The organism is Psychrobacter sp. H7-1 (assembly GCF_904846585.1).
Lineage (GTDB): Bacteria > Pseudomonadota > Gammaproteobacteria > Pseudomonadales > Moraxellaceae > Psychrobacter > Psychrobacter raelei.
The window spans coordinates 1-20,896 of the sequence record NZ_CAJHBH010000013.1 but is presented as its reverse complement, the minus strand read 5'-3'; the positions used below and the strand labels follow the sequence as shown (position 1 = coordinate 20,896).

Genomic DNA, 20,896 nt, shown 5'->3' with positions numbered 1-20,896 from the left:
AACTTATATTAAGACCCCATTAAAGAGTCCTATATTATGCAACTGTCTATCAATCGTGAACTGCTCTTAAAAGCCATTAATCTAATTGCTAAAGCAGCAGACAAACGCCATAACATGGTCGTTTTGGGTAACATTAAACTAGAGGTTACTGAGCAGCTACTGATTTTGACGGCCTCAGATCTAGAAGTAGAGCTGAGCGCACAAGTTAAGCTTGGTAATGGTGCCACAGGTAGTATTGGTGCAACCACGCTGCCGGCATCTAAATTACATGAAATCTGTAAGCTACTGCCTAAAGATACCATGATTAACCTTGCAGCGGAGAGTAATGAGCGCTGCGTGATTAATAGTGGCAAAAGCCGTTTTGTACTGGGCACATTGCCAGCTGCAGACTTCCCAATATTGGGTAATCCGGCCAATATTACGCCGCTCACCTTAAGCCGTAATGTGCTGATGGATCTTATGGCTAAGACGCAGTTTGCGATGGCCATTCAAGATGTTCGTTATTACCTTACCGGTATGTTATTTGAAGTGTCGCAGCGTCAGCTCACCACGGTTGCCACAGATGGTCACCGTTTGGCTTTGGCTCGTAGTGTTATTGAAGTGGCAGATGACTTTAGCATGCAGGCTATTTTACCGCGCAAAGCAGTTATTGAGCTTGAGCGTTTGGCCAATGAGCTGGGTAAATTAGTGGGGGGTAATGATGGTAACCTCACCTTAAGCTTTGGCCGTGAGTTCTTACAAGTAAGCCTACCTTTTGGTAATGTGGACAGCACAGGCCAGATTGATGACTCAGTACGTGTGACCTTTACGGCACGCTTAATAGATGGCAAATTCCCTGATTATCGCCGAGTTATGCCTAATAATACTGATAAAATAGCACTGGCTAATAAAGAACAAATGACCGATGTCTTAAGACGGGTTTCTATCTTAAGTAATGAAAAGTCGCGCGGGGTTATTTTTAAATTCTCGCAAGATGGCAATGTCGAAGTACGTGCCAATAATGCTGAGCAAGATGAAGCAGTCGAAGCCTTACAAGTAAAATATCAAGGTGCCCCGATTGAGTTGTCGTTTAACGCAGCCTATTTACAAGATGTACTCGATGTCTTAGGCGGCGATGTGCAACTACACATGAGTCAAGCTAATAGCTCTGTATTGGTAAATCAGCTCAATGACAGCCAACACCAATATGTCATTATGCCCATGCGTATTTAACCGCTTATGCTGTCCCATACTATTAAAAGCTAACGCCATAATAAAAAAGCAAAACTTAAGGTTTTGCTTTTTTTATGGGGATAAGCTGTGGATAACTTTTCCTAAAACTATAGTCAGTAATTACCGATTTGATTTAACATAATCTTATGGCAAGGATGTTTTGGTATTATGTTAAATACAATATGCATATTTAAATCGCAATGATTGCTGTCATAATGCTAACTATGGCTGGCTTAAAATAAGTCAGGCTATTTACGACTCTATCGATATCTATTCATAGCTTGAAGGTTTTTTTATGCTGACGCAACTGAGCATTCATCAATTACGTAATTTGCATTCCGTTAATATTAAAGTCGGGCAGTGTAACGTGTTTGTGGGTGCCAATGGTAGTGGTAAGACTTCTTTACTAGAGTCATTGTATCTGCTATCGCGGGGTAAAAGCTTTCGTCATCATCAGCCCAAGCGTTATATCTCACATCATGCTGCGCACGCCACTGTCCATGCCAAGTTTGCCAATGGCAGCAGTATGGCCATCCAAAAGGCGCAAGATGCCAGCACCATCTTGCGCTTAGATCAGCAGACAGTATATGTACAAAGTGCCTTGGCTAAGCAGTTGCCCACCTTGCTCATTGATCCCTCATCGATGGATGTGCTTGAAATAGGTAGCAGCAGTCGTCGTCAGTTATTAGACTGGATAACGTTTCACGTGAAACCTGGATTTCATGCACAGTGGTTGGCTTACCAACGTCTATTAAAGCAGCGCAATACTATTTTAAGGCAGTCTGGGTATTTGTCCGATTATCAAAGACAAGAGTTGGCAGCTTGGGACAAGGGGCTGGCCAATCATGCCGCTTTAATTACTCATTATCGCCATGAGGCATTTGAGGAGTGGCAGCCCTTATTCAATCAATTAATTGAGCAGTTGTTGCCAGATTACGCTCCTTTTATTCAACTCAGTTTCTCTGCCGGATACAATACGGATCTGCCCTTAGATGAGTTATTGCAGCAGCGTCTGGCGCAGGATTTTCAGACGGGTTATACCCGAGTTGGCTGTCATAGAGCAGATATACAGGTGCTTTGGCTTGAAGATGCACAGGCGAGACAGACCGTACAGCAAGCTGCTGAAACATCGGGTATGGCGCAGACTGCTGCCCATTCCAATATTCATTCTCATGCTGACATAAAGTTATCCACAGACCTTGTGGATAATATAGAGGATGTGAATGACTGGGAAGATGAGACCGCTTATACCTTGACAGGTAACGTGCGAGAGCAGGCTGCTAATGTATTATCACGTGGTGAGAAAAAATTGTTAATTACCGCACTTCGCTTGTCTCAGCTACCTTTACTATCCACAAAGCTATCCACAAAGTTATCGCTCACTGAGTCTGCCGCTGTGACAGACACTGTTATAGGCTCTAATAGCGCCTCTGAAGACCAACCATACCCTTCGGCTTTAAGCGATGCCATATTACCTGTGGTTTTACTAGATGATATCACTGCTGAGCTGGATGAAAGGGCTCTGAGTATCTTGCTTAAGACGCTCTCTGAGTTGTCGTGCCAGATATTTATTACCAGTTTGGATGGCGATATTATGCCGCAAATTAAACAGTATTGGCCGCAGGCGCAAAGGTTTCACGTGAAACAAGGGCATATACAAAAAATGACTGAGTAAAGGGTGCTTAACCCTACAGTTTACGGCAATTGACGCCTGTACAGTGCATGCTTTTATGACTAAAAAATGCTATAATAGTGAATAAGTTTTATACTAAATTTATTGGCATAGTGACCCTAGTATTTGGCAAGATTGGACTGCCAAAACTGAAGATTAGAGAAGGTTGACAGGTCAGCTATAAAGCCACGACGCCATTTGAATTGCTGATACTCTCAGCATTGCCGTTTTAGGAAAGGATATAACATGAGTGAATCAAACCATAATACCGAGCAAGCGCTAGTACAAGGCTTGCCTGAAGGGGTCGATGCCACAGACTTACCAGCAGGTGCAGAGCCAGAAGAATATAGCTCAAAAAATATTCGAGTATTAAGAGGCCTTGAAGCTGTACGCGTGCGTCCGGGAATGTATATCGGGGATACTGATGACGGTACTGGCTTACACCACATGGTGTTTGAAGTAGTCGACAACTCAATTGACGAGGCATTGGCAGGGCACTGTGACCAAATCGATATCATTATCCATGAAGATGAATCGGTCAGTGTGATGGACAATGGCCGTGGTATTCCTATCGATGTGCATCCTGAAGAGGGCGTGTCGGCCGCTCAGGTCATTATGACCGTGCTGCATGCCGGTGGTAAGTTCGATGACAACAGTTATAAGGTGTCAGGCGGCTTGCACGGTGTGGGTGTCTCAGTAGTGAACGCCTTATCCAAAAAGCTTGAGATGAATATTTGGCGTGAAGGCCATCATTATCAGCAGACCTATAGCGATGGCGTACCAGATAGCGATATTCAAGAATTAGAAAAAACCAATAAGACAGGTACTCAAATTCGTTTTTATCCGAGCCCAGAGGTATTTACCGGTACCGTATTTGACTTTGATATTTTAGCCAAGCGTTTACGTGAGTTGTCATTTTTAAACTCAGGGGTTCGCATTGTGCTAACCGATGAGCGTACAGACAAACAGCATGTGTTCGAGCACAAAGGTGGGCTATCGGAGTTTGTGGCTTACATCAATTCTGGCAAAGAAGGCCTAAATGATGTCTTTCATTTTGTCAGTGAGCAAGAAGACGGTATCGTTGTGGAAGCGGCACTGCAGTGGACAGATACTTATAATGAAAAAGTGCTGTGTTTTACCAACAACATCCCACAAAAAGATGGCGGCACTCACTTATCAGGTTTCCGCTCAGCCTTAACCCGTTGTCTAAATAGCTATATGGACAATGAAAAACTGGTTAAAAAAGAAAAAGTGAACACCACAGGTGATGATGCACGTGAAGGCTTAACCGCCATTGTTTCGGTCAAAGTACCTGATCCTAAATTCTCAAGTCAGACCAAAGACAAGCTGGTATCGAGCGAAGTAAAATCCGCTGTTGAATCAGCGATGCATGACAAGTTTAATGACTACTTGCTTGAGCATCCAGGTGCGGCAAAATCTATTGCCAATAAGATTATTGATGCGGCCCGTGCTCGTGATGCAGCCCGTAAAGCACGTGAATTAACGCGTCGTAAAACCACTTTAGACATCGCTGGTCTGCCCGGTAAACTGGCTGATTGCCAAGAAAAAGACCCAGCATTGTCTGAATTATATATTGTGGAGGGTGACTCAGCAGGTGGTTCTGCCAAGCAGGGTCGTAGCCGTAAAACTCAGGCTATTTTGCCGCTTAAAGGTAAGATCCTAAACGTTGAGCGTGCCCGTTTTGACAAGATGTTATCCTCTGCTGAAGTCGGTACGTTAATCACCGCGCTAGGCTGTGGTATTGGCCCCGATGAATACAATCCAGATAAAGTACGTTATCACAAAATCATCATTATGACCGATGCCGACGTGGATGGCTCACACATTCGTACGCTGCTTTTGACCTTCTTCTTCCGTCAAACACCAGAGCTTATCGAACGAGGCTATGTCTATATTGCTCAGCCGCCTTTGTACAAGGTGAAAAAAGGCCGTCAAGAGCTGTATCTAAAAGATGATGAGGCGCTCAAAGCGTATCTATTATCCTCGACGATTGATGAGATGAATCTACACATTAGTGAAGATGCACCAGCCATTACCGGTCAAGCCCTAGAGACGTTATTAAACGATTATAACCAAACACAATTGGTGAAAGCACGTTTGCAGATTCGTTATCCTGCAATATTGCTCGATGCTTTGACTCATGTGCCTAAGCTGACTACAGACATGACTTACGACTTCGATGCCATGACTGAGTGGAAGCAGCAGTTGCAGGCTCAGCTAGAGCACTTCGGTAGTGATTTGCGCCCCTCCATTGAGCTTGATAACATCCATGCGCCGCGCACAGATGAGCTGTCTGAAGCGGCTAAAGATGCCAACAATCAGTTTAAATTTAAAATCGGCGCAAAAGTAGACAGCCCGAATAGTGATATTGAAGATGCCGAAGTTGTGGAAGGTCAAGACAGCGACATGCTATCAACCAAGCCGCAGTGGTTGCCTCGTATTACCATTTACGTGCATAACTTGGCACAGCATTATCTGCTTGATGCCGGCTTCTTTAATTCAGGCGAATACGCACGCTTGATGCGTCTGTCAAAACAGTGGAATACGTTGCTGACAGAGTCCGCCTTTATCCGCCGTGATACCACAACTGGTGGCACCAAAGATACTCTAATTCGCAACTTTGATCATCTATGGCAACAAGTGATGCAAGAAGCCCGTCGTGGTCTGTCTGTGCAGCGCTACAAAGGGCTGGGCGAGATGAACGCCGACCAGCTTTGGGACACCACCATGGATCCTGAAAACCGCCGTATGTTAAAGGTCACCATTGAGGATGCGATTGCCGCTGATCATTTATTCATGTGCTTGATGGGCGATGATGTAGAGCCGCGCCGTCAGTTCATTGAAGAAAATGCCTTAACCGTTACCAATCTTGATATCTAAACGCTTAGTAGTTAAAGCTAGTAGTAGTCAAGAGAATGGACACCGTATAACGACTTAAATCACTAATAAAAAAGTCATCTTGCTAGCAAGGTGGCTTTTTTGTTTCACGTGAAACATAAGTTTTTTATTCTCTGTTTTTAGTTGGTTTTTACTTTTCAGCTATAATAGCTGCCGTTGCTGAGTGCTTAGGAAATTAACCCATGATTGACGTTCTATTTTTGGCCATTGCTTTAGCAATGGATGCGTTTGCTGTGTCTATTGGACTGGGGGCAAAACAGGCCAATACTGCCTTTTCAAGCGCAGCAAAGGCAAAGTCTATGTTATTAAAGCTGGCACTGATGGCAGCACTTTACTTCGGTGTGGCTCAGGGCGTGATGCCTTTGATTGGCTATTTATTGGGATCAGCTTTGCTTGGATGGTTGGCCTCCGCAGCCCCTTGGATTGGCTGTATTATCCTCATTGGTCTGGGCGCAAAGATGCTATATGAGGCCATACAGGGTGACCATGAAGAAGAGGAGCTCGGGCTAGATGACAATCAGAGAGTCGATCACAAACTGATGGGCACGATGGCGATTGCTACCAGTATTGATGCGATGGCAGCAGGATTTACCTTAAACTTATTAGCCGTCAATGCTTGGCTGGCCTGCTTAATTATAGCGCTTGTGACCGCTTTATTTAGCTTCTTTGGGGTATATTTAGGCCGTCAATCAGGAACCTGGCTTGAAGATAAAGCTGAAGTTGTGGGCGGTGTGGTGCTGATAGCCATTGGTATCAAGATGGTTTTATAGCTATCGTCGGCGAACAACTAAACAGTTACGGTGTTAACCTCGCTAAACCTGCATTTGTAGACCTTACGCTCGGTTGCCTTGTCACGATTTTAGACTTCTTTGACTATATAAAGTAGCCAAGTATAAAGTAGCCAAGTATAAAGTGGTTAACCTGTTAATAATAAAAAAGAGCCTGCGTCATAACGCAGGCTCTTTTTTGGTTCAAAGTGTCATCAGGTAAGTTGTTCCAGCCTTATTTAAAGCGCCATGCCAAAATGCGGCTGGCTTTTTGACCATGCTGCATATTAATGGTCTTGATTTGTCTGGCGCCTACTTTGCGCAGTAAGGCGTCAAGCGGCTTTAAGTTCTCGGCACGAGACACTAAAGTGGTGAACCAGTTAACTTGCTGAGCATAGCCCACGCTCTCATTGATCATACGACTAATAAAGCTAAATTCACCGCCTTCGGTCCACAGCTCTGCGTTTTGACCGCCAAAGTTTAGGTTATTTTTGGCATCAGCAAACTTGTTGGCTTGGCCATTGGGATTGCGGCGGGCACGGTTTTTTTGCAGTTTGCTTTGTTTGCGATTATTGGCATCCAGCACGTCTTGCATTGATCCGTGAAACGGCGGGTTACACACAGTGATATCAAAATAATCGTGTTCACCGATAATGCCTTTAAAGATATTTTTTGGGTTCTTTTGCTGTTTGACAGTGACCAGTTTTTTTAGATTGGGATTAATCTCACAAATGGCCTTGGCGGTATTAATAGACACAGGATCAATATCGGTGGCGGTGAAGTACCAGCCATAGCTTTGACTACCGATAATTGGATAAATTAAGCTGGCACCGGTGCCAATGTCTAACACATGTGGTTTTTTGTTCTCTGAACCACTGTTGTTATTGTTGAGTAAGTCTGCTACTTGATGAATATAATCGGCACGGCCAGGAATAGGTGGGCACAAATAACCTTTGGGTAAATCCCAGTATTTAATGTTGTAATGATGCGCCAATAATGCTTTATTGAGGGTTAATACCGCATCGGCATCCGAGAAGTTGATCGTCGCCTCACCGCTCGGATTGGTAATGGCATGTTTTTCAAGCTCAGGTAAGGCTTTGATAAGCTTATCAAAATCATAACGACCTTGATGCGGATTGCGCGGATGTAATGTGCTAGCAGCAGGCTTATTAGCAGGTGTAGGGCGGGTGGTATTTTTTGGCGTTACAGGGTGTGTCATAGTCGTAAAAACTTATTCATGTGAGGGGTGGATAATTAAAATAGTTAGGCAATGAAGCCTGAGGGTATAACGGTGATGCACCAAGATAGGCGATAAAAATAATAACTGGCTATGATTAATGTGTGTGAAACCTACAAACCCCTTATTTATCAAGGCTTTCAGAGATTTTTTAAGCTGTGGATAACTATTTTTATAACAAAAAACCATCAATTAACGATTTAAAATTTATAATAAAATCAATATCTTGTGTTTAAGGTGTTTTCTTTAAAAAGTTTACAATATTAAGCTGTTTTTTAGTTTTGGCAATCTTGCCGCTAGTTTAACAGGTTTGGAGCAATAACATCGCGCTGAAACTCAACAAATTACATATCTGCGAGGTTTGCTAAGCCTTGTACATAAGATTATAGTGAAAGAGATGCTCGCTTGAGCTAAAAAACAATATGAGCTAAATGCCGTCATCTATGATTTATAAAAGGATAATAATAATGAGCAATAATAGCCAAAATAATACCTCGTTCACTCGTCTCACTTATCAACAAGATGGCCACATCTGCCTAATCGGTCTGAACCGAGTCGATAAGCGTAATGCTTTTGACAGCCATATGATTGCCCAGTTATCAAAGGCACTAACTGACTATGAAGCCGATAGCGAGCTACGCTGTGCGCTCATCTTTGCTCATGGCGAGCACTTTACCGCAGGTCTGGATCTCATGGAGCTACAAGACAAGCTTGATAAAGGGGTGTTTGCGTTTGATGAGTCTCAAATCGATCCTTGGGGCATCAGTGGTAAGCTGCGTACCAAGCCTGTTGTAGTGGCAGTACAAGGTACTTGTTTCACGGCCGGTATTGAGCTGATGCTAAATAGCGATGTGGTGATCGCCAGTGACGACTGCAACTTTGCCCAGATGGAAGTGCAGCGCGGCATCATGCCGTTTGGCGGAGCGACGGTGCGTTTTGTGGCAGCGGCAGGTTGGCAAAAAGCCATGCCATATTTATTAACCGGTAAGCCCTTTGATGCCAATACTGCTGACAAATTAGGTCTGGTGAGCGACGTGGTACCCAAAGGTGAGCAGTATAACCGGGCCTACGAGTTGGCAACTGAGATTAGCAAGGCGGCACCGCTGGGCGTGCAAGGGGTATTGGCATCTGCATTAGACGGCGCGCGCAATGGCGCAGACAGTGCTATGGCCAATATCCACAGCTTTTTACCTCCCTTATTTGAGTCGGAAGATGCCCGTGAGGGCGTGATGGCGATGGTTGAACGCCGTGAGGCCAACTTTAAGGGACGTTAAGCCCCAAGCCGCTCTTTAATGCTTTGTTGAAAAAGCAGGGTTCAGATAATTGGGTGGTATCAAGTTTGGCTTGAGTAGACCAAAAATAGACTAAAAATAAACTAAATAACACCGCCCTGGTTTTGAATGAAACCAGGGCGAACTGAGTCGATTATCATCAATACCGCCTTTGAGCGATCTGTATTTCTATCCTGCCGATAAGAGGCAACCTTATATATGTTGGATATTATTAACATCACCGCCCCTATTTTTATCATTATCGCGCTGGGTTATTTAACGGTAAGATTGAAGGTGATTGACCCTAGGCACGCCAAAGGCATGGGCAGTCTGGTGTTAAAGATTGCTTTGCCAGCTTTGGTGTTCAATGCAATTGCTGATATGCCCTTTGAAGAGGTGATACGGCCATATTATCTCATTATTTATGGGCTTGGCTCGCTGCTGGCCTTTGTCATCGGTCTGATACTGACCAAGCTTATTTGGAAACAAGACAATGTTTCTGCTGCGCTGAATTCTACAGCGCTATCCTTCTCCAACAGTGCTTTTATCGGTTATGCCGTTGCGGCTATGGTTGTTGGCTCAAGTGTTGCCGCCAGCTATCTATCGATGGGCGTCATTATTGAAAACCTACTGATCCTGCCGATGCTGTTTATCATGGCAGAGCTGAACGGAAATTCTGGTAAGTCATTGGCCGGCGTGTTGTTAGGTATCGCCAAAAACTTTACCCGTAATCCGCTGATTATCTCTATTGTGGTCAGCATTGTGTTTTCTATCTTTCGTCTACCTATCCCCTCAATAGTGGCTGGAACCATTAAAATGCTTACGGGTGCGGCCGCTCCTGTTGCGCTATTTGTGATTGGGATGAGCTTGTATGGGCTTGAGCTAAAGGGTGATTTGCCTAAGATTACTACTATTGGCCTGGGTAAGCTGATTGTGCATCCATTGATGATACTGCTGACCATCAGCATGATATCAGGCGGTAGCTTACAAGATAACTATGTCGCTATGCTGTTTGCCTCAGCCCCCGTATTTTCGACCATTGCCATTATTGGTCAGTACTATGGTCTGGTCAATCGTATGTCTGCCATCGTGATAATCTCGACTGTGGGTTCGTTTTTTAGTATGAGTGCGGTGCTGATGTATTGGCAGAGAATGGTTGGGTTTTAGAGTGTGACAGGACTCTTATTAATCAGATAAACAAGTAGGGAGCCAATCCCGCTTTTCGCTACTATCTGTCATCTTAAGTGGGGCAATGCGCTAAGGTTTGGCGCGTCGCTTGCTTCGCGCGCCACCGCATCGCAAGCTTGTGCAACTCGCCTTGTCATGCAGTATATCCGCTTCAATCGGGGCTAGTGGTGACATTATAATCTTGCAACTATGTGTTGTAGTTTTGACTATACTAGCTAGAAAAAAGTTTGGTTTGCTTGTTAGGGAGCAGTACTTTAGTAGTATCAAATTAAACGTAATATGAATTTATTTAGTTTTTTTGAATAAGTAAACTTAATTATAATAAAAATATATATTATTCAAGGCAATTATATGGATATCCAACATTTACCAAGTCCAAAGCAGTTTCTTAAAAATAGACGTCCCGAGCAATTCTCTACTTCTGAAGAAAAAACCATAGGTCAACTTGATCGAGTACATCTCGAGAACTATTTGGTTAGTCTTAATACGAAGAGCAAAGAACTACAATTTGAGACCTTTGCCAAGGAACTTTGTCAAAAAATAATTTGTCCTAACTTACTGGAGCAAACGGGACCCGTAGCGGGTGGAGATGGCAAGACAGACACTCAAACCTTCCCTGTATCAGAGCAAAATAAACTACTTTGGTATGTAGGTGTAAATGATAATGCTAATAACGAGCGTTGGGCATTTGCTGTTAGTACGCAAAAATCATGGAAATCAAAATGTAAAACTGACGTTAAAAAAATAGTCGAAACCGAACGAGGTTATACAAAGGTATTTTGTATCACTAATCAACTTATTAAAGCTAATCAAAGAAGCGCGCTTGAAGATGAGCTATCGAAACAATACAACATTCAGGTATGTATTTTAGATTTAAGCTGGATACTTGATGAAATCTATAAGAATAAACTGGAAAATATTGCTATTGAGACACTACAAATATCTACAAGCTTTAAGCGAGAGGTTAAATTAAGTGCGGATGATTATAGTAAAAAGCAAAGGTTTGATGAGCTAGAGTGTCAAATTAATAGTGAAATTAAACCTGATAATATTAGCCATAATCAAGTTGGCATTTTTTTAGAAGCTGCTGATTTAAGTAAGCAACTAGAACAACCTGTATTTCAAACCCAAGGATACTATGATCGCGCTGTTAACATAGCAAAGCGTTTTGGTACAACAAACCAGCTCTTCAATGCTTATTACAGCTACGCACGAGCATCTTATTACTGGTTTGAGGACTTTGATTTATTTAAAAATAACTTCATTTCTATTTATGAATTAATCACTGAATCTAGCAACTCAATACTTTGGGATGATTTTGTAACTCTCTTAACTATTTACATGACTGAAAAGTATATAAAGACTAATAAAGAGGGCATACAAGATGATTCGATAGTAGCACACACAATTAATCAATTAAAAGATATCTCAAAGGACAAAAGTCGGCCAAGTAACTCTTTACAGGCTGAATTATCTTTAGCTAAGATTGAATTAATGTTGTTTTTCCAAAATCATGAAAAGATAGATGAGATTTTTTGTAGAATATTAAATGTTTGTGAAAATGGTGAGTGTTTAGTAGGTTTCCCATTTGAAAGTGTTTATGGGTACATTAATGAGTTGGACGACTTGTTTAGTGAATATACAGGTTATCAGGCTTTGCAAGATTATCTTACTGAGCAATCAATAAAGAGACATGGAGATACAAAAGCCAGTAGACTGACACTCGAACGTGGTTTGAGGCAAGCTGAGAAGAAAAACTACTATAAAGCTATTCAGTTGATTGGAAAAACACTTGCTCCTCTTAATAAAGAGGAATCCATAGAAGATGTGACATTTGCTAATATGGCTTTAGCAACCATATATACGCAAGTAGACTTACATTGGGCTGCTAGAGGAAGTCTTTTAATAGTTTCTTCTCTATTAACCAACTACTTTCATAAACATTGAGTCATTTTATCTAAAGCTGTTGAAGCTTACTTTTCTCTAGCTTGGAATGAATTAGTCCTTGGACGTATAGCTCAGTCTCTCACATGGTATGAAACTGCTTTGTTAAGTTCTCAAGTAATTAGTAGCGAATTTATCGATGAAGATAAAATTGAGAATTTTGATGGATGTTTAGCACACCTTTTACTTAATTGTGATTTAAAAAATATTCAGGAGCTAGAATATTTAGTCAAAAGTTTAGAGGCTTTTGGATTATTTTACTCTAAGGTTGCTTTACTATATGTTCTTGGCTATGAGGATGAGGTTAAGAAGCTACTCGACTGTGATGATGAAAAAAGAATATTACAATCAATGGTTGATTTTAGAGACAGCGATACAGGGCATCCATCGTCAAAACTATTGTTATCAACTCCCAAATATATTAGCTACTCATCCAAAGTCTTAGGATGTGAGGTGAAAGTATCCTTTCCTAATAAAACCCCTTTTATTGAGTTAGCGGAAGCTATCTATACTAGCCTTGAAAGCTTTCTTGCCACCGCTTTAACAGACGGTATTTATGCAAAAATACCTATAATTTATATTGATATCTCTTCTTTTGAAGATTCCGATACCTTATTAAGTTATGAGTTCTCTGTACAGGACAGAGGTTCAGTTTTCGAAGTTTTTTGTCATCCTTATACATGGGCTAGTTTAAATCCCACTAATAAACCTGTCATAAACAAACAGTTTGAGCTTTTTATCATTAGTTTGATTGATAAAACATTTATTATTAAAGATATTGAAACCCGTCTTAAAAAAATGATTACTGAAGATTTGGTCTTTGCTCGTTCTATGATGTTTGAGACATGTTTAGGAGCGATATATAACGTTCTTGGAGAGAATGCAAATCAAAATTTATTAGATAAGCTGACTCAAGGAGAACGATATCCTTTAATTAGAAAAGCTGTTTGGGATAGTACTATACCCAAAAAAACAATTGAAAAGGTAGATGAAGTTAAAATTGGCGACCAAGAAAGTAAACCTTATCTTGATATAGAAAAGCATAAACACAGTGAATTAGCCATAACTTCACTAATTAGAACTGACTTATGGGATGCGACTGTATGGAAAGGCGTTGGCTATGCAACCTTACCTAGTGAATCACCTTATATGTTTCTAATTTTTCAAGATAAGGAACAAGGATTAAGGGTGTTTAGAGATTTAATCGAACAACTTACATCTATTGACCAGAATAATAGACTTCGTATCTCCATTGTTAGAGGTATTGATAAATACCATCCAGCTCATTATAGAGTTGTCGTATCTGAAAACATCAAAAGTGGAGGAAAAGCAAAGCTATTTACAGTGATATCCAGGGTTCTGACAATGGAACCCAGTGATGATTCAAATTGGAGGACTTTCGAAAATTCATATAATAATTTTCAAAGTTTTAAAATATCTCCAGCTTACATGACTCAAGGACTAAGTGAGCCAAAATTTGCATTTGATTTGGCTATTAGTTTAAAGAAAATAGTTGTTAAACAAGCATGGGAAATTAATATTAATGATTTAGAAAAAGTAGCTATTTATCCTGATGATAATATTATTGTACCTGTAGGTGTGGAGAATCCTCCTTATATTAAAGCTTTGGAATCTCAATGAAGTCTAGCAATGGCGATGTGGACTGTGGCTATTAGTAGGGCTATAAACAACCTATTTATCACTGTCCCAACTTTAGATAATGCAATAGCTCAAACACTAAAGGGTTTGGGTATAGTTGATATCATTCGAGTATAGCACTTTAATGGTTTCGGCTATAAAGGAGCGGTTTAGCCCCGATTGAAACGGATATCCTTGGTGCGGTAAGGCGTTACGGGCACTAGGGTAGATACAGTATCGAGACAACAGGAATGGCTCTGCCCATTAGCGCCCGTCGCCTTACTAACCAAGATAGTAGCGGAAAGCGGGATTAGCTACTTAATCAACCTTATCTAACATTCAATCCCTACCAAATGCACAGAGCCTTTTGCATTTTGCTTATCTAAGTCTTCACGGCGTTTCAATGGTTCGGTGCATCCACGTGGCTGAATATAAGTCTCAGCAATTAACTCTGCCGCATTTTTACTAATACGTTTTTCATCTGTCCGGCGCACCAACACATAATAAGGCTGCTCAAAAGGCACGATAAAAGTGTCCAAAATATAAGTGTCGCCTGCAAGTTTAGTTTCGAGATGATTTTCCTCAACCAAGCTTAAGTCATAAGTTAATTTTTCTATATCCGCAGCTATCTTGGACTTTTGTTGGGTTGATTGCATATTTGGCTGGTTAGTTGATGTGGTTTGACATGCCGTAAGTGGTACTACAAATGCGAATAAAAGGGCGGCTAATGCTTTAGGTGATGCTGTATTAAATAAGGTCATAGTGATAAATCTCTGTAAATTAAATCAAAGTATTAATGGGCTGAAAATGGATAGATAACGCTTTAATTTTAACCTTAATATACACCATAAAAGTCGGTGTTTTTTAGATCAACCAAAAGGCCAACCCCATGACCATCCGTCAAATGACCCTCGACGATTACGAGGCTGTGTACCAATTATGGATAAATACACCCAATATGGGTTTAAATGATGTGGATGATGCCAAAGAGGGTATCGCTCGTATGCTCAAACGCAATCCAACGCTAAGCTTTGTCGCAGAAGTTGAACGAGAAGATAGCACCCAAATCGTCGGTGTGATTATCTCAGGAGAAGATGGGCGACGCGGTTATATTTATCATACTGCGGTGGATGTGGCTTATCGCAATCAAGGCATCGGCGAGGCACTGGTCAATCATGTGATGGATGCGATGAAAGCATTGTCCATTAGCAAAGTTGGGTTGTTTATTTTTCAGCGTAATGAGATTGGTAATGGCTTTTGGGAGCGATTGGGCTTTGCTGTGCGTGATGACTTATACTATCGTAATAAAGCAATTATTGAGCTTGAGCGGATAGATACTTAAAGCACTTAAACATAGACACAAGTGACATTAACTACGGGAACCCCACCATGCAGTACAATTTCGATGAAGTAATCGACAGAAACAACACCGGCTCGCTCAAATGGCATTATGAAGATGACACCATTCCATTGTGGGTGGCTGACATGGATTTTAAGGCCGCTCAGCCTATTTTAGACAGTCTACAGCAGATTATTACGCATGGCATTCTTGGGTACACCAAACAAACCGATCGCTTATATCAGGCGATTATCAATTGGCACAGCAGCCGCTATGGTCTAGAGCTTGAGGCCAGTAACATTCTGTTTTCGCCCGGCGTGGTTCCCAGTATTGCGTTACTGGTCAATTTGTTTACTGAGGTGGGCGATGCAGTACTGATCAATGATCCGATTTATGCACCATTTGTGGCCAAGACCAAGCTAAATGGCTGTAAAGTTGTCAGCTCGGCATTACAAGAGGTCAACGGGCGTTATGAGTTTGATTTAGAAGACATCGAAGCCAAAATCAAGAAGCATAAAATTAAGCTGTTTTTACTGTGTAATCCGCACAATCCGGGCGGGCGAGTATGGAGCAAAGATGAGCTAAAAGCGGTGCTTGAGCTGTGTAAAAAGTATCAAGTTGCCATTGTCAGTGATGAGATTCATCAAGATCTAACCCTAACTGGTCATACCTTTACCCCGTTTTTAAATTTGGCATCAGGCTATGAGCACATGGTGGTCAGCCTAACCTCGATGACCAAAACCTTTAACATTGCGGGTATCAAAGGCTCGATGATATTTGCAAAAGACAAAGCTTTATTAAAACAAATCAGCAATCAGCAGCGCTTAAACGATGAATATGAGCTAAATATGTTTGCTTATAGCGCCATGCAAAGTGCTTATGAGCAGGGCGGTGAGTGGCTTGAGCAGGCGCTGGCTTATATTGAAAAAAATATTGAGTTAACGGTAGATTATCTGGCCAAACATTTGCCCGATATCAAGGTGATGCGCCCTGAGGCCTCCTATCTAATTTGGCTGGATTGCTCAGCTTATGCTGACGACAATCAGGCGCTATATGACAGCTTACGAGATGCTAAGGTCGAGCTCAATGCTGGTATCAGCTATGGTAATGAAGGGCATCTAAAAATGCGTATTAATGTGGCTTGCCCAGAGTCGGTATTGCTTGAAGGCTTGGCGCGGATCAAACAGGCACTAAATCATTAAAGCAGTTGCAACATGAAATAAAAAGCGGCGGGATTCATTGATGAATCCCGCCACTTTGGTTTTAGACGATTTACAAAGGTACTGTCTCTGGCTATCTGGCTCTGGCTATCTGACCAATAATTGTAGCCAATAGCTAACTTATTTATCTGAGTCTTTATCGAGCTCATCTTGCTTTTCTTCTTCAGCAAGCTGTGCTTCTTCATCCTCAATCATGGTTTCCCACTCTTCTTGCTGTGCCAATACTGAGCCCTCAGGAGCCTCAGAAGTTTCGCCTTCTTCCCAAGGTGCATTTTCGGCCAGCTCTTCAATATGAATGGTTTTTAAGTTGTAATCTGGCTGATAATGTAGGTCGTAACGGGCCGCTTTAATCAGCGATAACATCATCATAGATAAGATGATAATCAGTGGCGCACCAGCAATAATGGAGGCGGTCTGTAGTGTGGCCAAGTCGCCTAAGAACATCAAGATGGCTGGCAGTAGACACAAGGTAAATGCCCAAAATAAGCGGTTCCAGCGGTGCGGCTCATCATCTACTTCTACCTGTACCACAGACGCTAAAATATAGGAGATAGAGTCAAAGGTCGTCGCGGTGAAGATGATGGCCAAGAAGGTAAATACCGATATGACCAAGTACGACATGGGGAGGCTATTTAAAATCGCAAAAATAGCTGCCGTGGCTGTCTCATTGTTTAAAATTGATACCACATCGACGGTACCGGTTAGCTGCAAATATAGGCCATAGTTACCCAAGATAATCATAAACATTGCACAGCCCAATGAGCCATAGAACATAGAGCCCACCACCATGTTTTGAATGGTGCGACCGCGTGAAATCTTAGCGATAAATAGACCAATAGTGGGTGCAAATACTAGCCACCATGCCCAGTAGAATACGGTCCAATCTTGTGGAAAAGTGGTGTGCTCAAAGCCAAAACTACCAAAGTCTTTAAACGGCTCAATATAAGTCATCATCCGCGGCATTTCAGTAAGGGAGCGTCCCAAAGCCTCTAGACCTGTATTAAAAATAAAGACGGTAGGGCCTGTTACTAAAATAAATAGCAAGAAGGCTACGGCAAGATAAAAGTTGATATTGGATAGTTTTTGAATACCGCCTTTAAGACCTTGATAGGCACTATAAGCGAAAATCATGGTGGTCACGAACAATACCGCCAACTGCATGGTAATGTTGCGCGGTAGGCCAAATAAGTTATACAGACCTTCGTTAATTAGGGGTGAGGCCAAACCTAGCGTGGTCGCACCACCACCAACCATACCGAACACAAACAGCACATCGAGCATTTTAGCCCAGTTGCTGCTGGCAAGCTTCTCACCCAATAAGGGCATTAGGGTCTGACTGACTTTGAGAACTGGGGTCTGGCGCACGTAATAAAAATAGGCGATAGGCACAGCCGGTACCAGATAGATGGCCCAAGCCACAGGGCCCCAGTGGAATATGCCATAAGTGGTCGCCCAGCGGATGGCATCGGGGGAGCCTGCGGCAATATTAAACGGTGGTCCTTGGTAATAGTAGGCCCACTCAATTAAGCCCCAGTACAGGATACTGGCACCAATACCCCCACAAAATAGCATGGCTGCCCAAGAGGCATCACCAAATTCAGGAGTGTCTTCTGGACGACCGAGTTTAATTTTACCGATATCAGAGAAGATGATGTAAATCACAAACATCATCGCCAGCACCCCAAAGGTGAGGTAGGCAAAACCAAAATTAGTGGTGACAAAATTACGGGCAATACCGACCCATTCTTTACCTTGCTCTGGGAAGAAAATTAGTGGAATACAGATGCCCAATAAGATGGCCAATACCATCCCAAAGGTGAACTTATCAATACGGGTATCAGGCTCATGGTCGGGACGGCGCTGCGAGATTTGCATACCTGCATTAAAAGTCCCTAAGCGAGGTGGCCGGGTATGCCGGGTAGTGGACCTAATAAAGTCAGGTAAATAATCGTCTGAGTCCAAATGAGAGGGTCGATTGGATTTGTGGCTGTTTTTACGGCCACTGGTGTTAGTCATGTGTTGACTCCTGTATTAATAGTGATGGGGTAATCCTTTAATAAAACTAATAGGTGCCTATATATTAACATACCAGATAGGCCGCTAAAGTAACCAACTTTTAAAGCCTATTCTGGCTTAATTATAAAAGCCACCCGCTACATTAAAAGTCATTATCGAAACTTAGGAGCACCATTAAAGCTAACCGCCACTATTAGGATGAGAAGCTGCCAAGCCCTTTATCCTATCAAATTAACAACCAGTCATGCGCCCGTTATTGCTTTATGCTGACTTTCTAGCTGGACCATTTGTCTCGCATGGCCATCAAAAAATAAAACAGTACTGTCGTGACCATGCTTAAAATGGCGATATACGATAGGTCTTGACCCAGCGATAACACCCAGTTAAGTAGATTATTTAAAATAAATACTATGATAAAAAATACGATTGCGCTTTTTAATCTCATAATAGAAGACCTTTATAACAATTTATTTGTGATATCGACATAATTCTCTGTCATACAATCCCCATCATAACGCATAAACTTGTTAAAATAGGCGCTAAAATTTTTGCTAGTTATTCTTTATTCAAAGACTGGAAGACATTATGAGTATAGCCGCACCCACCATCAAAGAAGACCGCATTTTAATTATCGATTATGGCTCACAGTACAGCCAGCTGATTGCCCGCCGTGTTCGTGAAGCGGGCGTATTCTGCGAAATGTATCCTTATGATATCGATACCAGTCGTATCGAAGCATTCGGTGCCAAAGGTGTGATCTTATCAGGTGGCCCTGAAAGTGTGCACGACGAAAACAGCCCAAGAATCAATCAAGCTTTGTTTGATTTAAATGTGCCGATCTTAGGCATCTGCTACGGCATGCAGGCCATGGCCGATCACTTCGGTGGTAAGGTTCAGGCAAGTGATGTGCATGAATTTGGCGCGGCTACCATTGATGTGACGGGCCATAGCGCTTTACTTGATGGTATTGAAGATGAGCACAAAGACAACAGCCGCTTGCATGTGTGGATGAGCCACGGTGACAAAGTAGTTGAAGCCCCTAAAGGCTTTGATATCGTCGCCAGTACGCCAAGCTGCCCCATCGCCGTGATGGTCAATGAAGACAAAAAATACTACGGCCTACAATTCCATCCAGAGGTAACGCACACCTTACAAGGCGACGTGTTATTGTCTCGCTTTGTGCATCAAGTGTGTGGCTGCGCCGGTGACTGGACGCCAGATAACATCATCGATATGCGGGTTGAGCAATTAAAAGAGCAAATCGGTGATAAGCAAGTTCTACTTGGCCTATCAGGCGGTGTGGACAGCTCAGTTGTGGCGGCTTTATTACACAAAGCCATTGGCGATCAGCTGACTTGTGTGTTCGTGGATAATGGTCTACTGCGTCTGCACGAAGGCGACCAAGTGATGCAAGTATTCGCCGAAAATATGGGCGTAAAAGTGGTGCGTGTCGATGCTGAAGATCGCTTCTTAAGCGCATTAGCGGGTGAGAGTGAGCCGGAAGCTAAGCGTAAAATCATCGGCAAAACCTTTATTGATGTATTCGCCGATGCCGCCCGTGATATCAGCCAAGGCAGCGACGGTAAGCCGGTTGAGTTCTTAGCGCAAGGTACCATTTACCCAGACGTGATTGAATCTGCCAAATCACACCAAGGTAAAGCACATGTGATTAAGAGCCACCACAACGTGGGCGGTCTGCCAGATGACTTGCAGTTTGAATTGGTTGAGCCACTGCGTGATCTGTTCAAAGATGAAGTACGCAAACTGGGTATTGCCTTAGGCTTACCACACAAAATGATTTATCGTCATCCGTTCCCAGGTCCAGGTCTAGGCGTACGCATCTTAGGCGAAGTCAAAAAAGAATACGCCGACATCCTGCGTCAAGCGGATGCTATCTTCATGCAAGAGCTTGAGCGCTCAGGCTGGTATGAGAAGACGGCGCAGGCCTTTGCAGTATTTACCCCAGTGAAATCTGTCGGCGTGGTGGGTGATGGCCGCCGTTATGCGTGGGTTATCGCCCTACGTGCGGTTGAAACCATCGACTTTATGACCGCCCGCTTTGCGCACTTGCCATACGAGCTGATCGAGACGGTGAGTAACCGCATCATGAACGAAATCAAAGATGTGTCTCGTGTGACTTATGATGTGTCGAGCAAGCCGCCGGCGACTATTGAGTGGGAATAACCGACAGGCGCATCAAACTAAAAACCTGATTAGCGTTGTCAAACTCGTTCAGCCTACTTGATGTAGCGCTGTCACTCGTTTTCCTCGCTACTCAAATTTTTAGAGTTGATGTTAAGTCTTAAGTCAGTGATAGGTTTATAAATAGAAAAGCACCCCACTGGGTTAATGCCAGTCAGTTAAGGCAAAAACTCAATAAAAGTAATAAAATAGCCCATCTAATAAGTAGATGGGCTATTTTACTATGAGACTACAAGACGCTATTAATGAGACGCATAAAAGGATTCCAGAC

The 20,896-nt window shown here is 42.6% G+C and carries 14 protein-coding genes; 11 read left to right on the top strand and 3 right to left on the bottom strand.

Annotated elements, in window-relative coordinates; genetic code table 11:
• Positions 1-36 precede the first annotated feature (36 nt).
• The 4 genes from dnaN to JMX92_RS05870 all read left to right on the top strand — a co-directional run bounded on the left by dnaN (position 37) and on the right by JMX92_RS05870 (position 6,573).
• The gene (gene dnaN / locus JMX92_RS05885; protein WP_011959299.1) at positions 37-1,212 is read left to right on the top strand and encodes a DNA polymerase III subunit beta; all 1,176 of its coding nucleotides are present in this window, start codon (positions 37-39) and stop codon (positions 1,210-1,212) included.
• Between the two features lie 295 nt (positions 1,213-1,507).
• Complete coding sequence (gene recF / locus JMX92_RS05880) at positions 1,508-2,887, top strand: DNA replication/repair protein RecF (RefSeq protein WP_201544452.1); 1,380 nt, start codon at positions 1,508-1,510, stop codon at positions 2,885-2,887.
• Positions 2,888-3,130: 243 nt separating this feature from the next.
• Positions 3,131-5,785, top strand: a complete 2,655-nt coding sequence (gene gyrB / locus JMX92_RS05875; protein WP_227675280.1) for a DNA topoisomerase (ATP-hydrolyzing) subunit B — start codon at positions 3,131-3,133, stop codon at positions 5,783-5,785.
• A 200-nt stretch (positions 5,786-5,985) separates the two neighbouring features.
• A complete protein-coding gene (locus JMX92_RS05870; protein ID WP_201544450.1) occupies positions 5,986-6,573 on the top strand; it encodes a manganese efflux pump MntP family protein in 588 nt (195 codons plus the stop codon).
• A 232-nt stretch (positions 6,574-6,805) separates the two neighbouring features.
• Here the strand turns inward: JMX92_RS05870 and rlmF are convergent, their stop codons facing one another.
• The gene (rlmF, locus tag JMX92_RS05865; RefSeq protein ID WP_011959303.1) at positions 6,806-7,789 is read right to left on the bottom strand and encodes a 23S rRNA (adenine(1618)-N(6))-methyltransferase RlmF; all 984 of its coding nucleotides are present in this window, start codon (positions 7,787-7,789) and stop codon (positions 6,806-6,808) included.
• A gap of 485 nt (positions 7,790-8,274) precedes the next feature.
• Here rlmF and JMX92_RS05860 point away from each other — a divergent pair, with 485 nt between their 5' ends.
• From JMX92_RS05860 to JMX92_RS05845, 4 genes are all read left to right on the top strand, one after another.
• Positions 8,275-9,081: a crotonase/enoyl-CoA hydratase family protein gene (locus tag JMX92_RS05860; RefSeq protein WP_201544448.1), complete on the top strand. Its 807-nt coding sequence runs from the start codon at positions 8,275-8,277 to the stop codon at positions 9,079-9,081.
• Between the two features lie 216 nt (positions 9,082-9,297).
• A complete protein-coding gene (locus JMX92_RS05855; RefSeq protein ID WP_201544446.1) occupies positions 9,298-10,245 on the top strand; it encodes an AEC family transporter in 948 nt (315 codons plus the stop codon).
• A gap of 372 nt (positions 10,246-10,617) precedes the next feature.
• Entirely contained in the window at positions 10,618-12,213 is a 1,596-nt protein-coding gene (locus JMX92_RS05850) for a hypothetical protein (protein WP_201544445.1), read from the top strand.
• 99 nt (positions 12,214-12,312) lie between these two features.
• Positions 12,313-13,851 carry a hypothetical protein gene (locus JMX92_RS05845; protein ID WP_201544444.1) on the top strand — a complete coding sequence of 513 codons (1,539 nt, stop codon included), beginning with the start codon at positions 12,313-12,315 and terminating at the stop codon, positions 13,849-13,851.
• Between the two features lie 329 nt (positions 13,852-14,180).
• Here JMX92_RS05845 and JMX92_RS05840 read toward each other — a convergent pair whose 3' ends face one another.
• Positions 14,181-14,609, bottom strand: a complete 429-nt coding sequence (locus JMX92_RS05840) for a hypothetical protein (RefSeq protein WP_201544443.1) — start codon at positions 14,607-14,609, stop codon at positions 14,181-14,183.
• Between the two features lie 128 nt (positions 14,610-14,737).
• On the opposite strand from JMX92_RS05840, the gene JMX92_RS05835 reads away from it, so the two are divergent.
• Both JMX92_RS05835 and JMX92_RS05830 read left to right on the top strand, forming a co-directional pair.
• Positions 14,738-15,190: a GNAT family N-acetyltransferase gene (locus JMX92_RS05835; protein WP_201544442.1), complete on the top strand. Its 453-nt coding sequence runs from the start codon at positions 14,738-14,740 to the stop codon at positions 15,188-15,190.
• A gap of 47 nt (positions 15,191-15,237) precedes the next feature.
• Positions 15,238-16,389, top strand: coding sequence for a MalY/PatB family protein (locus JMX92_RS05830; RefSeq protein WP_201544441.1), 1,152 nt, complete (start codon positions 15,238-15,240; stop codon positions 16,387-16,389).
• A gap of 138 nt (positions 16,390-16,527) precedes the next feature.
• Here JMX92_RS05830 and JMX92_RS05825 read toward each other — a convergent pair whose 3' ends face one another.
• Entirely contained in the window at positions 16,528-18,423 is a 1,896-nt protein-coding gene (locus JMX92_RS05825) for a BCCT family transporter (RefSeq protein WP_201544440.1), read from the bottom strand.
• Positions 18,424-19,008: 585 nt separating this feature from the next.
• On the opposite strand from JMX92_RS05825, the gene guaA reads away from it, so the two are divergent.
• Positions 19,009-20,607 carry a glutamine-hydrolyzing GMP synthase gene (gene guaA / locus JMX92_RS05815; RefSeq protein WP_011959311.1) on the top strand — a complete coding sequence of 533 codons (1,599 nt, stop codon included), beginning with the start codon at positions 19,009-19,011 and terminating at the stop codon, positions 20,605-20,607.
• Positions 20,608-20,896: the final 289 nt, after the last annotated feature.